We start from the raw sequence: 14,510 nt of genomic DNA, 5'->3' as shown, positions 1-14,510 counted from the left end.
AGAAACAGCGGCCCCAAGACTTTGACCTGCACGAACGCCCCCCGAGATGAAGCCGGATCACATCTGCAGCCGCAGGGGCGAGGACGTCCGGCTCGCCCACACGGACGGTCGCTCTGCTCCGCCTCCCCCCATCGCGCTGCATCGTATGCAGCGCTCAGGGGCGACTCAATGAATCCGGGCGGAAGTGGCCTGTTCCGGGTGCTTGACGATCCCCGCCGGGCACCGGCCCGACGGGGATCACCTGGAGGCCAGGGCGGCGTCGACGGCCGTCTCGAAAGCGTCCCGGCTCCCACCGAATATCCCCTGTGTACGGGGATAGTTGACTACTACATCGGTGAAGCCGAGCTCCCGGCAGCGCCCCAGCACATCCAGGAAACGTTCCGGTGACGCGTACGGTGACTCGACCACCCGGCTGACATTGACCAGCCGGTCGATGTCCGGCACCGCGCGTCCCACCCGCTCACAGGCCTCGTCCAGCCGGGAGTGCTGCAGGGCGAGGAGCTTCCAGCTCTCCTCCTCCGTGCGGCTGCCCGGCTGCCGGGCGTCGCCGATGGTCACCCAGCACTGCCCGTACCGGGCCGCGAGCTCCAGGCCCCGCCTCCCGGCCGCCGCGATGGCGAAGGGTACCCGGGGCCGCTGGACGCAGCCGGGGATCATGCGGGCGTCCACGGTGTCGAAGTAGGCGCCCCGGTATGTGGTGACCGGATGCCGCAGCAGCAGATCGGACAGTTCCACGAACTCCGCGAACCGGTCGGCGCGTTGGGACGGTGACAGATCCGGCGTGCCCAGCAGCCGCGCGTCGGCCCCGGGGGCGCCGGCCCCGATTCCGAGCACGAAGCGGCCGGAGGAGATCTCGTCCATGGTCATCACGTGCTTGGCGAGCACCGCGGGGTGCCGGAAGTTGGGCGAGGCCACCATGGTGCCGAGGCGGATCCGGTCGGTGACCGCGGCGGCCGCGGTGAGCGTGCTGAGCGCGTCGTACCACGGCTCGTCCCGCAACGAGCGCCACGAGTGGTGGTCGAAGGACCAGGCGTGGTCGAGGCCGAGCCGGTCGAGGCTCTGCCAGATCGCCCGTGTCCGCTGCCACGTGTACTCCGGCAGGACAACCGCACCGATCCGCGGTGTCCCGTTCCCGGAGCCGGTCGTGGTTCCCCCGGTCACGAAGTGCCCAGACCGGAGGTGACCAGTTCGCGGCAGAGATAGTTGGGCGGGCCCATCAGGGTGACCGCACGCGCGTCCTGGGCGAGCCGGTTCAGCGGATGGGTGCGGGAGAAGGCGGCGCTGCCCGCGATCTCCTGCGCGCCCCGGCAGATCGTCTCGGCCGTCTCCGAGGCGAACACCTTGGCGGTCAGGGCGGGCACCGTACGGTCGCCGTCCGCACGGGTGGCAGCGTCGACCACGCCCCGGACGGCCGCGAGCCGGGAGCCGAGCTCGAAGAGGAGATGCCGGTAGAGCGGGCTGTCCACGAGGGAGCGCCGCCGGGCGGCCTCCAGGGCCAGGTCGTGGGCGGTCTCGGCGACACCGAGCGCGACAGCCCCGAGTGTCAGGCCGAGGACATGGGGATGGCCGATGACCGTCGGGGTGTCGGCGGACCGGGCGAGCATGTCCCCGGGCCCGGCCGCATAGGCGTCGAGCCGGATGAGGCCGGTCGCCGAGCGTCGCATACCCGCCAGGTCCAGGACCCCGTCGACCTCGAAGCCGGCCCCGGCCGCCTCGACGACGAAGATGCCCTGGTTCGTCTGGCCGTAACTGCCCGTGGCAGGGCCGGAGTCGCCGGTACGGGCCAGGATCAGATAGAGGTCCGCGACCCCGGCACCCGTGGTGAACGTCTTGGCACCGCTGAGGTCCCAACCGCCGTCCGCGCGCGCGGTCGCCGTCGTGGCGATGTGCTGCTTGGCGGCGCCCGCGCCCGGCTCGCTCCAGGACGAGGCGAAGATCTGCCCGTCCCGGGTGATCGCCGTCAGACAGCGCTTCTTCTGCTTCTCCGAACCCCAGTCGATGACCCGGCTGACGGCCGCGTGATGCAGGAACAGGATGATGCCCATGGAGGCGTCGACCCGGGCCAGCGACGTGATCGCCGCGTTCACGTCGCGCCAGGAGGCGCCCAGGCCGCCGTACTCCACCGGGACGGGCAGCCGGAGCAGCCCGCTCCCGCGCAGCGCGGCCAGGGCGGTGTCGCTGGGCCGTCCCCCGGCATCGTCGCCGGCCTCGCCGCGGAGCGCGTCGAGCAGGCCGGTCAGATCCGGTAGCTGCGGGGGCCGAAATGTGGTGGACCAGTCCATGGTTGCTCGCTGACTCTGATCGGTGTTTGGCATGGAGCCCCTTCCTGACGGGCCGTCGCCCCTGGCTCTCGGCGCGCAGTGGCGGTCTAGCGGACGAGTACGTGGCCGTCGTCGGTCCGGTAGGAGCGGGAGCGGCGCAGGTCCGTCATGGCGAAGGTGCGCTGGACCCAGCGGTCCCTGCCGTCGTAGCGCGGCCGGAAGGCGGTGCGGCCGTGCAGGCAGAGGCGGTTGTCGACGATCGCGAGATCACCGGAGAACATGCGCACGGTGCGCGAGACGCTCGCGAGCACCGCGGACAGCTCACCGAGCGCGGCCCGGCCCTGTTCGGTCAGACCGGCGGTGGCCGCGAAGTCGACCCGGATATCCGGATCGTCGGGGTCGCCGGTCAGCACGGCGTGCTGGGGCACGGCCTCGCTGCCCCCGCCGAACGACGGCGGCGGCTGAGTGGTGAACTCGGGCCGTGCCAGGCATTCCCTCGTACGCTCGGACAGCAGGGGGAGCGCCTCACGGATGCAGGCCGTCGACAGCCCGGCCCGCCGTTCGTGGTCCGGCCGTAAGCACAGGAGCATCACGAAGTCGGGCCGGTGCAGGTGGAAGGCGTTCTCGTTGTGCATCATCAGGTCCACCGAACCGGCGTTGCCCTGGAACTGTTCCTGCCCCGGCACCGGCACGACGTCCTGCACCAGGGCGCCGGACTTCTCCGCCAGGAACGCGGCCGGGTCACCGAGGCCGCACGCCGTCATCACCAGCAGCGCGGCCACCTCCGTCGCCGTCTGCTGGACGGAGCCCGCGGTCATCGGTGTGTCGCCCGCTGTTCCCTCGTCCACCGGGAGCCCACGCATGATCAGGGCGCCGCCCGGTCCGGGGTCGCGGCGGAATTCCCGTATCCGGCGCCGGTAGGCGGCCGGCAGGTCCTCCCAGGCGGAGCGGGCCGCGTCCACCCAGTCGATGTCGTCGATCTTGTCCGCCGCCGACATCAGCCGCCGGACGACCCGGCTCATCGCCGCCGCATCCGGCGCGGACACCGTATGGACGGGATCCGCGGCACCTGCCTGCGCGGTGTTCAGCATGGTTTCCTCCCCAAGGGACCTCGATTGACTGGTGAACTCCGTTGCCCGGAGGGTCAGGTCCGCAGTGCTCGGAGTCTGCGCGCGACGATCGCGCCGATCAGACCCGCCGGCCGGCCGTGCATCATGTCGCCGTGCAGACAGCCGACGGGGTGGACCTCAAGGCCCTCCGAGACGAAGGGCCGCCAGGCGCCCCAGTCCCCCGACTCCTGATCGTCCGCAGCGCTGAAGAACAGCGCGTCCCCGCGGAACACCGTCGGGGTGTGGCCGCGTCCCAGGGCCGCGTGCCGCAGGAAGGCCCGCCCCATGGCGGACACCGTCTCCTCGTCGAGGCCGGCCAGCGGTCCCTCGCCCACCCCGGTCAGCCGCACCAGGTCGCCGATCTCCAGCGGCCTGCCGGGGGTGCTCTCCGCGTTCCCGCCCAGCGAGGCGAGGAGTTCGGCGAGCGGGTCCCGCACCGGCGGGCCCTCCTCGCCCCGCCCGGCCGGATAGCCGTCGAGCATCGCGAGCAGCTCCACCTCCTCGCCCCGCTCCTGCAGGTGCGTGGCCATGGCATGGGCGACCACCCCGCCGAAGGACCAGCCGAGCAGGCGATAGGGGCCGGTGGCCTGGACGGCGCGGATCTGCCCGACGTAGTCGGCCGCCATTTCCGCGACGCTCGCCGGGCCCGGCTCCGCGTCGCGCAGGGCGCGGGCCTGGAGGGCGTACACCGGCTGGTCCGGGTCGAGTGCGCCGAGCAGTGCCGTGTAGACGGAGCCGATTCCGGCCCCGGGGTGCACACAGAACAGCGGCGTGGTCCCGTCGCCCGTGCGCAGCGCGAGCAGGCACTCCGGCGTGTCCTGCCGCTCCCCGCCCTCCAGGCGGGAGGCGAGCGCCGCCACGGTGGGCGCAGTGAACAGATCCTGGATGGTCAGGCGCACGCCGAGCACCGGCCGCGCCCGTGACACCAGGCGCGCGGCGAGCAGCGAGTGGCCGCCCAGGGCGAAGAACCCCTCGTCCAGGCCGACCTGTTCCAGGCCGAGCACCTCGGCGAACAGGGTGCACAGCGCCTTCTCCAGCGCCGTCGACGGCTCGCGGCCCGGCGGTGCCTGCCCGAGGTCCGGTGCGGGCAGCGCCGGGCGGTCGAGTTTGCCGTTCCTGGTCAGCGGCAGCCGGTCGATCACGGTGTACGACGAGGGGCGCATGTACTCGGGCAGCAGACCGACGGCTCCCGCCCGTACGGCGTCCACGTCGATCGGCCCGGCCGCGGCGGGCACCAGGTACGCCGCCAGACTGCTGCCGCCGATCACCGTGGCGGCCGCCGAGGCGACGCCGGGCTGTGCCGAGAGCACCGCTTCGACCTCGCCGAGTTCGACCCGGAAGCCGCGCACCTTGACCTGGTCGTCGACCCGGCCGACGAACTCCACCTGGCCGCTCCGGTGCCGGCGCACCAGGTCGCCGGTCCGGTACATACGGGTGCCGGGCGGGCCGTAGGGGTCGGGCAGGAACTTCTCCGCCGTCGCGTCCGGCTGGTTCAGATAGCCGCGCGCCAGGAGCCCGCCGCCGATGTGCAGCTCCCCGACGACGCCCGCCGGCACGGGGGAGAGCGCCGCGTCGAGGATGTACCACTGGGTGTTCCAGATCGGATGACCGATGGTGACGCCGCCGGTGGGCACCGCATCGCCCGGTGCGATACGGAACTCGGCGCAGCCCACCGTGGTCTCCGTCGGCCCGTACTCGTTGACCACGGTCACACCGGGGTGCCGGGCCCGCCATTCGTCGAGGGCGGCGCCGAGCAGGAGTTCGCCGCCGAGGACCAGCTCGCCGGTCGGGGCGTATGTGTCGGGCAGGATCTGGAAGAGCGCGAGGTGCGAGGGGGTGGCCTTGACAAAGGTCGGCTGCCGCACGTCGTCGGGGCGGGCGTCGTCGAGGGTCACCAGCTCCACGGCGCCGCCCGCGGTCAGGGGGCCCCACAGGCCGGTGACCGTGAGGTCGAAGGCCACGGGCGAGTGCAGCAGCGCGCGGCCCGCCATGGCCGGATAGGCCTGCCGGGCCCAGGCCAGGTACAGGTTGAGCGAGCCGTGTTCGATCACCACGCCCTTGGGCTCACCCGTGGAGCCGGAGGTGTGGATCACATAGGCGGCGCTCCGCGGGGTCAGCCGCGCCGTGCGCTCGCGCGCGGTCAGGCCGTGCGCGGCGCGCCGCCGGACGGCCGCGGCGGTCCGGGGGGCGTCGAGCACACAGAGCGGCAGCCCGGGAAGCCGGTGCGCCAGCGCCTCGGTGGTCACCGCCAGGACGGGTGCCGCGCCCGCGACGACCTTGGCGATGCGCTCGGCGGGCTGGTCCGGGTCCAGGGGCAGATATCCGGCCCCGGCCTTGAGGACGCCGAGCAGCGCGGCCACGAGCTCGGGTGTCCTTGGCAGGGCCACCGCGACCAGCGTCTCCGGCCCGGCGCCGAGGTCCATCAGATGCCGGGCCAACCGGTTGGAGCGCTCGTTCAGTTCCGCGTACGTCACCGTGGTGGCGCCCTCGTGCACGGCGGGCGCGTACGGGGTTCGCCGGGCGTGCTCCTCGAAGAGCTCCGGAACGGTTCTCTCCGGGACCTCGGCCGCGGTGTCGTTCCCCTCGGCGACGAGGCCGCGGCGCTCGTCGGCGGTGAGCAGGTCGAGCGAGCCGATCCGGCGGTCCGGGTCGGCGACGACCTGTTCCAGGAGGCGGTGCAGGCGGGCGGCGAGCGTCTCGGCGGTGCCGCGGTCGAAGAGGGCCGTGGCGTACTCGAGGACACCATCGATCCCGGCCGGTGCGCCGGCGGCGTCCCGGTGGTCCACGAGGCCGAGCCGCAGGTCGAACTTGGACACGTCGAAGCCCACCGGCTCCTCGGCGCAGTCGAGTCCGGGCAGCTCCAGACCGTCGGCCACGCTCCCGTCCAGCTGGAGGACCACCTGGAAGAGGGGATGGCGGGACAGGGACCGGTCGGGGTTGACGGCCTCCACCACACGTTCGAAGGGCAGTTCCGCATGGTCGTACGCGGACAGATCCGACTCCCTCACCCGGTCCAGGAGGTGCGCGAAGGTGGGGTTCCCCGACACATCGGTGCGCAGCACCAGTGTGTTGATGAAGAACCCGACCAGGTCCTCCAGGGCCTCGTCGGCGCGCCCGGCCACCGGCGCGCCGATCGGGATGTCGGTGCCCGCGCCGAGGCGGGACAGCAGCGTGGCGAGGGCGGCCTGCAGAACCATGAAGACGGTGCAGCCGTGCTCACCGGCCCGGCGCAGGAGCCGCTCGTGGAGCGCGGCGTCGAGCTCGACGGGGACCGTGGCGCCGGAGCTGTCCGCCTGCGGGGGCCGCGGCCGGTCGTAGGGCAGTTCCAGTTCGGCCGGTACGCCGGCCAGGCACTCCCGCCAGAAGGCCAGTTGCCGGGCGGCCGGGCTGTCCGGGTCGTCCTCGTCGCCGAGCACCGTGTGCTGCCACAGGGTGTAGTCCGCGTACTGGACGAGCAGCGGCGCGAGAGAGGGGTCCCGTCCCTCACGCCGCGCGGTGTAGGCGGCCGACAGGTCGCGCAGGAGCACGCCCAACGACCAGCCGTCCGAGGCGATGTGATGGGCTACCAGGGCCAGGACATGGTCGTCGGCGCCCGTCCGGTACAGGGCGGTGCGCAGCGGGGGCTCGGTCTCCAGGTCGAACTCCCGTGCCCCGAGGGCGGCGAGTGTGCGCGCGAGGCCGGCCGGAGGGCAGTCGACGGGCTCCACCGTCACCGGTACCGCCTCGGCCGGCAGGATGTGCTGCCGGGGCTCGCCGTCGTGCTCGGGGAAGACCGTGCGCAGTGCCTCGTGCCGGGCCACCACGTCGGTGAGCGCGGCCCGCAGTGCTCCGGAGTCCAGCGGACCGCGCAGACGCAGGGCGAAGGGCAGGTTGTAGTCGGAGCCCTGGCCGATCCGGCTGAGGAACCACACACGCCGCTGCGCCGCGGACAGCGGCAGCACGGCGGGGCGCTGCGCCGGCGTGAGCGCCGTGCGGGAGCCCGAGGCCCGGGAGAGGCGCGCCGCGAGGCCCGCGACGGTCGGGCTCTTGAAGAGGTCGCGGATGCCGAGTTCGACGCCGAGAGCGGAGCGGGCCCTGGCGATCAGCCGGGTGGCGAGCAGCGAGTGCCCCCCGAGGTCGAAGAAGCCGTCCTCGGCACCGACCCGTGGCAGGGCGAGGACCTCGGCGAACAGGCCCGCGAGAATCTCCTCCTGGGGGCCGCGGGGCGGGCGTGAACCGGTGTCGGAGTCCTGGCCGGGCGCGGGCAGCTCCATGCGCAGCAGCGCTCGGCGGTCGAGTTTCCCGGTCGCGGTGAGCGGCAGCCGGGGGACGGTGACGAAGTAGCCGGGGATGAGGTAGTCGGGCAGCGACTCGGCCAGCCGTCCGCGGAGCCGGGCCGGGGCCGGGGGTACCGGATCGTCCGTCGTGAGATAGGCGACGAGGCGGCGGTCGCCGGGTGCGACCTCGACCGGGAGTACGGCGGCCTCCCTGACGTGCGGCAGCGCTCGCAGCCCGGCCTCGACCTCGGCGGGCTCCACTCGGTAGCCGCGGATCTTGACCTGGTCGTCGGCGCGGCCGAGGAACTCCACGGCGCCGTCGTGCCGCCACCGCACCAGGTCGCCCGTGCGATACATCAGCCGCCCGGGTCCGTCGCCGAACGGGGACGGCAGGAACCGCTCTGCGGTGAGACCGGGGCTGCCCACGTAGCCGCGCGCCGGCCAGGGTTTGGTGACGTAGAGCTCGCCGGGCACCCCGACGGGGACGGGCCGGAGCCGTTCGTCCAGGACGTGGACGCGGGTGTTGGCGATGGGGGTGCCGATGGGCGGGTGCGTCGGCCAGTGCTCCGGTGGGCCGGTCATCAGGTGGGCCACCACCGCGTGGGTCTCGGTGGGACCGCACTGGTTCTCCAGTACGACGCCCGGCAGCCGGGCCAGGAAGGCACGGATCTCCGCGGTGAGGACGAGCCGTTCGCCGGCCGTGACGATCTCCCGCAGGGGGAGGGGGGCCGCGGCCTCGGCGGCGTCCTGGACGGCGAGTTGTTCGAGGACCATCGGCGGGCAGAACAGCCGCCGGACGTCGTGCGCGCGGATGGCGGCGAGCACCCGCCGCGGGTCGCGGCGCTCCTCCTCGCTGATCAGCACGAGGGCGCGGCCGGTGAGGAGAGTGGTGAACAGCTCCTGGAACGAGGCGTCGAAGTGAAGTGCGGAGAACTGCAGCGTATGTCCGGTGACGGTGGTCCGGTCGATCTGCCACTGGATGAGGTTGACCAGCGGCGCGTGGGACATGGCGACGCCCTTGGGCCGCCCGGTGGAGCCGGAGGTGTAGATCATGTAGCAGAGGTTGTCCGCGCCGGCCGCGGGCTCCGGGTCGGTGTCCGGCCGGTCCGCTGGGGCATCGTGGCCGAGCGGGACGGCGACCGTGGCGGGCGGCAGCAGTGAGCTGAGCGTACGGTCGGTGACGGCGGTGCGCGCCCCCGCGTCGTCGATCAGGTGGGCGATGCGCTCCGCGGGCTGCGTCGGGTCGAGCGGCAGGTATCCGGCACCGGCCTTGAGCACACCGAGCAGCGCCGTCACGAAGCCGGCGCCGCGCGGCAGCAGCAGCGCCACCGGTTCGTCGGTCCGTACGCCGCGGGCGCGCAGCTCGTGGGCCAGCCGGTTGGCACGGGCGTTCAACTCGCGGTAGGAGAGCCGTAGGCCGCCGTCGATCAGCGCCACGGCGTGGGGGGCGCGGCGGACCTGCCGTTCGAAGGCGTCGGTCACGGTGCCTTCGGGCACCGGGCGGTCGGTGTCGTTCCAGGCGGCCAGGGTCGCGTCGAGCTGTCCGGAGTCGGCGATCGGCAGATCCGCCACCGGGCGGTCCGGGCCGAGTGCGGCCTCGCCCAGCAGATGCGCGTAGTGGCGGGCGAAGCCGCGCACCGTGGACTCGTCGAAGAGGTCGGTCGCATAGACCAGTTCGCCCTGGAGCGGCCCCGATCCCGGGTCGGTCAGATGCAGCGCCAGGTCGAAGTTGGTGGAGGTGTGCCGGGGCCGCACGCGCTCGACGACGGTGTCGGCGAGCGTGGCCGTGGCGGGGGCCTCCGAGAGGTCGAACCAGGTCTGGACGACAGGGTTGTGACTGACTTCGCGGGGCGGCGCGAGCTCCTCGATGAGGTGCTGGAAGGGCACGTCCTGGTGCGCGAACGCGTCGAGGACCGTGCCCCTGGTCCGGTCGACGAGGTGCGCGAACGTGGGGTTGTCGGTGAGGTCCGCCCGCAGGGGGAGGGTGTTGACGAAGAAGCCGACCATGTCCTCCAGTTCGGCCTGTGTACGGCCCGCCGACGGACAGCCGACGAGGAAGTCGACGCTGTGGGCGTAGCGGGAGAGCAGGACCTGGTACGCGGCCAGCGTGGTCATGAACAGCGTCGCACCGTGGGCGCGGGACAGAACGCGCAGCCGCTCCGCGGCGTCCTCGGGGACGGTGAAGCCGACCCTGGCCCCGTGGTATCCGGGGGTCGCCGGGCGCGGCCGGTCGGTGGGCAGCTCCAAGGTGGTGGGGGCGCCCCGGAGGGCGGTGCGCCAGTGGTCGAGGTGCGGGGCCAGGCGCTCCGGCGTCAGACGGCGTTGCTGCCAGGCCGCGTAATCGCCGTACTCGACAGGCAGTTCGGTCCAGGCCGGATCGGCACCGGAGCGGGCGGCGCGGTAGGCCAGGTCCAGGTCACGCTCGAAGACGGCGGTGGACCAGCCGTCGAAGGCGATGTGGTGGATGACCGCGACGAGCACATGGTCGTCGTCGCCGAGGCGCAGCAGGCGCGCGCGCAGGAGCGGCCCGGTGCCCAGGTCGAAGGGGGTGCGCACCTCCGCGGCGATGATGTCGTCGGCGGCTTCCTCGGGGGCGCGGCGGTCGCTGAGGTCGGTCACCGGCAGGGTGACGCGGTCGGCCGGTCCGGCGACCGCGTGGGGATCGCCCCCGTCGTCGGCGAAGTGAGAGCGCAGGGGGGTGTGACGCGTGACCACCAGGTGGAGAGCCCGGCGCAGGGCGGGGACGTCGAGCGGGCCCCTGACGCGGTACACGGTGTCCGCGGTGATGTAGGCGATCGAGCCGGGGTGCAACTGCTCGATGAACCACAGGCGTTGCTGGGCGAAGGACAGGGGGGTGCGGTCACCGACGTGCCCCCGGACCAGGGCCGTCGACCGGTCCGTGCGGGCGGGAGCCGCGCCGCGCAGACGGCGGGCGAGCAGCTCGGCCTGGGCGGCGGAGAGCTGCGAAGAGTGCTCGACTGACATGGACCCTCCGAACGTGTGACCGGGGCGCGTAGCTGTGGCTGCGGCGGACGGGGCCGCCGTGGCTACGGCGTCGGGCTGCTCACGTCCCGCTCGGCCAGGGCTCTGCGGACGCTGAGCGGCGTGATGTCGGTCCAGACCCGGTTGATGTGGTCGAGACACTCCGCCCTGCCGCCCTCGACCCCGGCCTCGCTCCAGCCGGCCGGGGTCGCACGGTCGGCCGGCCAGATCGAGTACTGCTCCTCATGGTTGACCACAACCTTGTACGCGGCGTCGGCACCGTTCGGCATGGCGCGTCCTCTTCTTCGAGGGAGTGGGGAGCGGGCAGCGGCCCCGGGAGGAGAGGCAGCGGCGCGGGCGGCGCCCGGCCCGAGGGTGTCCGGCCCTGGAAGATCATCAATAGACGGCCGCCGCGGCGCGGAGCAAGAACCCCCGGCAAAGTCCCGGGGTACTACGTTCAGTCCGATGCTGGGCCGACGTTTTGTTTGGTTTTATGGCCAATTATGCGTGGCAAGAACCGCGCGCTACTTCGTTCAATCGGCGTTGTTCGCGCCGATGAGGGTCGCAGATGCTGTTGGCGATCAACCTGTCCATGTCCGCAGCGCAGCCGGATCGCCGTGTCCGTAACAAGGAGCCGCCTTGGACATCATCGAGCGTTTCGAGGAACGGGCGAGCCTCGACCCTGACGCCACAGCGCTCGTGGCGGCTCAGGAGCGGATGACCTACCGCGAACTCGACTCCCGTGCCGACCGGCTGGCACATCTGCTGCAGCGGCGCGGTGCCGGCCCCGAGACGGTCGTCGGTCTGTGCATGGACCGCAGGCCCGAGGCGTTCGTGGCGATGCTCGCCGTGCTCAAGACCGGCGGCGCCGTCCTGCCGATGGACCCCGGCCACCCCGCGCAGCGGCTGCGGGACAACCTGGCCGCGTGCGGGGCGCTGCTCCTGCTCACCGAAGCCGCCCACACCGATGCGTTCCAGGGCCTGGACATCCCGGTGCTGCCGTGCGAGGAGCTCGCGGACACCGTGGCGGAGTACCCCGCGACCCGCCCCGCCAGGTTCCTGCACGAGGCGGCACTGCGCCATGTCCTGTTCACCTCCGGATCCACCGGGCGCCCCAAGGGCATCGGCCTGCCCTCGGCCAGCGTCCGCAACGTCGCCGAGTGGGCGGTGCACCGCCTCGACGGGCCGCAGGTCTTCCTGCAGTTCACCTCGCTCGGCTTCGACGTCTCCCTGCAGGAGATCTTCGGCGCCCTGCTCAGCGGCGGCTCCCTGGTCCTGGTGCGGGAGGAGCACCGTCAGGACCCGGCGGCCCTGCTCGATCTCATGGTGCGCGAGCGCGTGGAGCGGATCTATCTGTCCCCGGCCTTTCTGCGCCAGCTGGCGCGCGCCGCGCTCCAGGACAAGGCCCGGCTGAGCGCGCTCGTCCTGACGGAGATCGTGTCGGCCGGGGAGCCGCTGCGTCTGACGCCCGAAGTCCGGGAATTCATCGGGGCGTTGCCCGGCACCGTCCTGGAGAACCAGTACGGCCCCTCGGAGACGCACCAGGCCACCGCCTGCACCCTGACCGGCGGCCTGGAGCGATGGCCGGACACCCCGCCGCTGGGCCGTCCGCTGCCCGGCGTGCGCGGCCACGTCCTGGACGGGCGTCTCGCCCCGGTCGCGGACGGGCAGCCCGGTGAGCTGTACCTCACCGGCGTCGGCGTCAGCCGGGGCTACCTCGGGCGGCCCGAGCTGACCGCCTCGCGTTTCCTGCCCGACCCCCACGGAGCCCCCGGCGGCCGGATGTACCGCACCGGCGACGTCGTACGCCGCAGTAGCACTGGTGAGTTCGAGTTCGTCGGCCGGTCCGACGGCCAGGTCAAGATCCGCGGCCACCGCGTCGAACCGGGCGAGGTGGACGCGGTGTTCACCTCGCACCCGCGGATACGGGAGGCCGCGACCGTCGCCCACCGGGCGGGCGACGGCACCTGGGAGCTGACCGCGTATCTGGTGCCGCGGCCGGGTGCCGTGCTGCCGGCCGCGGCGGAGCTGCGCGCCTTCGCCGGGCAGCGGCTGCCCGACTACATGGTGCCCGGTGCGCTGATGGCCCTGGAGGAGCTGCCGCTCAACAAGAACGGCAAGGTCGACCGCGCCGCACTGCCCCGGCCCGACGGGGTGTGGCGTGACGGCTCCACCGCGTACATCCCGGCGCGGAACCCGCAGCAGGTCCTCATCCGGGACATCTGGGCCCAGGCCCTGGAGCGGGATCCCGGACACATCGGCATCGACGACGCCTTCCTCGACCTCGGCGGCAACTCCCTGCGCGCCATGCAGGTACTCGCGCGTGTCCGGCAGGTCTTCGACGTGGACCTCCCGGTCCGTGTCCTCTTCGATTCCCCCACGGTCAGGCGGCTGGCCCGGGCCGTGGAGGAGGCCATCATCGCGGACCTCTCGGCCGCACCGGCCTCCGACTCCTGACCCCGACCTCCCGACACCACGTCTCGCGTCCCTGACGACCCATGTACGAACGGATTCCAGAAGGAGTGGTTCACTCATGTCTGCTGCGGGCCAGGCAGCCGGTACCGGCGGCGTCGTGCGCAACGTACTCGACCGGTACTTCCAGGAGATCCGGGCGGCGGCGCGCAAGGCCGGTGCCGCGCGTACCGCACCGCCGGAGATAGCGCTGGAACTCGACGTCAAACCAGCCGAGTTCACGAAGTTCACCGAGGTCACCGACGTCGGCCTGACCCAGGTGCAGTCGCGTACGTACATTCTCGACCTCATGCGCAACCCCGGTGCGCGGACGACGAAGACCGTCGCGTCCCTGCTGATGATCGCCCGCGCGGCCGCTCACATCCGCCGCACCGGCGAGCGGGTGCTGCTGCTCACGCCGACCTCCGGCAACAAGGGGACGGCGCTGCGGGACGCCGTGGCCCGCGCCTACGAGACCGGTCTGGCGACACCCGACGAGCTGCGCATCGTCATGCTCGCCCCCAAGGCGTCGCGGACCAAGCTGCGCGACTGCGCACTGACCGCCGACCGGTCGCTGCGCACCGCGAATCCGGTGGTCGTCGCCGATGTCGAGCAGCCGGCCGACGTGAAGCTGCTCAGCAGCGAGGTCGTGGAACGGTACGCCGCGGAGATCTTCGACACCACCGGCTTCCGGGTCTGGTACACGCTCGACCTCGACAACTACCGCATCGCCGACGCGGCACGCGCCTTCGTCGAGGCCGAACTGCTGCCCCTCACCGAGCAGTCCGCGCCCCGCGTGCACGCCCACGCCGTCTCCAGCGCCTTCGGTCTGCTCGGCTACCACCTCGGGCACCAGCTGCTCACCGAGGGCCTGACCGGTTTCGCGGCGCCCGCCCGGCACCCCGGCTTCTTCCTGATCCAGCAGCTCGCCACCGCCGACATGGTGACCAGCCTGCTCGGTACCAAGGTGCCCGAGTACACCCACGACCAGGAATCCGGTCTGTGGCGGCAGTCCGGGGCGCCCGCGTTCCCCGCGGTCACGGACCATCCGCACGAGGTCATCGACGCCACCTTCTACACCAAGGAGCCGCCCACGCGGCCCCAGGTCAACGGGATCGTCGCCCGTCACGGCGGCGGCGGTGTCGTGGTCTCCCGCCGGGAGTGCCTCGACAGGTTCGACCAGGTGCGCCCGCTCGCCGCCGAGGCCGGGATCACGATCGCCCAGGACCCCGCCCAGATCCGTGAGTGGTCCCTGGTGAAGGCGCTCACCGGCGTGCTCGTGGCGCGCGAACGCGGCCTGATCCCCGCCGGCACCGACGTGGTGGTGCACGCGTCCGGCTACTACAGCGACGAGCTGCTCGCCCCGCTGCGGGACGAACACCTCACTCCCGCCGACACCGCGGACGACCTCGCCAAGACCGTCCTCGCCGCTGCCCACGAGTAGACCCGGC

The 14,510-nt window shown here is 72.7% G+C and carries 7 protein-coding genes; 2 read left to right on the top strand and 5 right to left on the bottom strand.

What is annotated here, in order from left to right; genetic code table 11:
• Positions 1-237 precede the first annotated feature (237 nt).
• The 5 genes from ACIGJO_RS13225 to ACIGJO_RS13205 form a co-directional block, all read right to left on the bottom strand.
• Positions 238-1,161, bottom strand: a complete 924-nt coding sequence (locus tag ACIGJO_RS13225) for an LLM class flavin-dependent oxidoreductase (protein WP_399956529.1) — start codon at positions 1,159-1,161, stop codon at positions 238-240.
• Complete coding sequence (locus ACIGJO_RS13220) at positions 1,158-2,315, bottom strand: acyl-CoA dehydrogenase family protein (RefSeq protein ID WP_399956526.1); 1,158 nt, start codon at positions 2,313-2,315, stop codon at positions 1,158-1,160. The genes ACIGJO_RS13225 and ACIGJO_RS13220 overlap by 4 nt, the downstream gene beginning before the upstream one ends.
• A gap of 53 nt (positions 2,316-2,368) precedes the next feature.
• Complete coding sequence (locus ACIGJO_RS13215; protein WP_399956523.1) at positions 2,369-3,352, bottom strand: TauD/TfdA family dioxygenase; 984 nt, start codon at positions 3,350-3,352, stop codon at positions 2,369-2,371.
• A 53-nt stretch (positions 3,353-3,405) separates the two neighbouring features.
• Positions 3,406-10,611, bottom strand: coding sequence for an amino acid adenylation domain-containing protein (locus tag ACIGJO_RS13210; RefSeq protein WP_399956520.1), 7,206 nt, complete (start codon positions 10,609-10,611; stop codon positions 3,406-3,408).
• Positions 10,612-10,673: 62 nt separating this feature from the next.
• A complete protein-coding gene (locus tag ACIGJO_RS13205; protein ID WP_399956517.1) occupies positions 10,674-10,898 on the bottom strand; it encodes an MbtH family protein in 225 nt (74 codons plus the stop codon).
• Positions 10,899-11,247: 349 nt separating this feature from the next.
• On the opposite strand from ACIGJO_RS13205, the gene ACIGJO_RS13200 reads away from it, so the two are divergent.
• Both ACIGJO_RS13200 and ACIGJO_RS13195 read left to right on the top strand, forming a co-directional pair.
• On the top strand, positions 11,248-13,065 hold the full coding sequence (locus ACIGJO_RS13200; RefSeq protein WP_399956514.1) for an amino acid adenylation domain-containing protein: 1,818 nt from the start codon (positions 11,248-11,250) through the stop codon (positions 13,063-13,065).
• 76 nt (positions 13,066-13,141) lie between these two features.
• Complete coding sequence (locus ACIGJO_RS13195) at positions 13,142-14,503, top strand: DUF6002 family protein (protein ID WP_399956511.1); 1,362 nt, start codon at positions 13,142-13,144, stop codon at positions 14,501-14,503.
• Positions 14,504-14,510 lie beyond the last annotated feature (7 nt).

This window comes from Streptomyces sp. NPDC079020 (assembly GCF_044542225.1).
Classification (GTDB): Bacteria; Actinomycetota; Actinomycetes; order Streptomycetales; family Streptomycetaceae; genus Streptomyces.
This window is presented reverse-complemented; position numbering and strand designations above follow the sequence as displayed.

Coding starts and splice junctions, on each gene's coding strand:
- ACIGJO_RS13195 (WP_399956511.1), top strand. CDS start 13,142: ATGTCTGCTGCGGGCCAGGCAGCCGGTACCGGCGGCGTCGTGCGCAAC.
- ACIGJO_RS13205 (WP_399956517.1), bottom strand. CDS start 10,898: ATGCCGAACGGTGCCGACGCCGCGTACAAGGTTGTGGTCAACCATGAG.
- ACIGJO_RS13220 (WP_399956526.1), bottom strand. CDS start 2,315: ATGCCAAACACCGATCAGAGTCAGCGAGCAACCATGGACTGGTCCACC.
- ACIGJO_RS13215 (WP_399956523.1), bottom strand. CDS start 3,352: ATGCTGAACACCGCGCAGGCAGGTGCCGCGGATCCCGTCCATACGGTG.
- ACIGJO_RS13210 (WP_399956520.1), bottom strand. CDS start 10,611: ATGTCAGTCGAGCACTCTTCGCAGCTCTCCGCCGCCCAGGCCGAGCTG.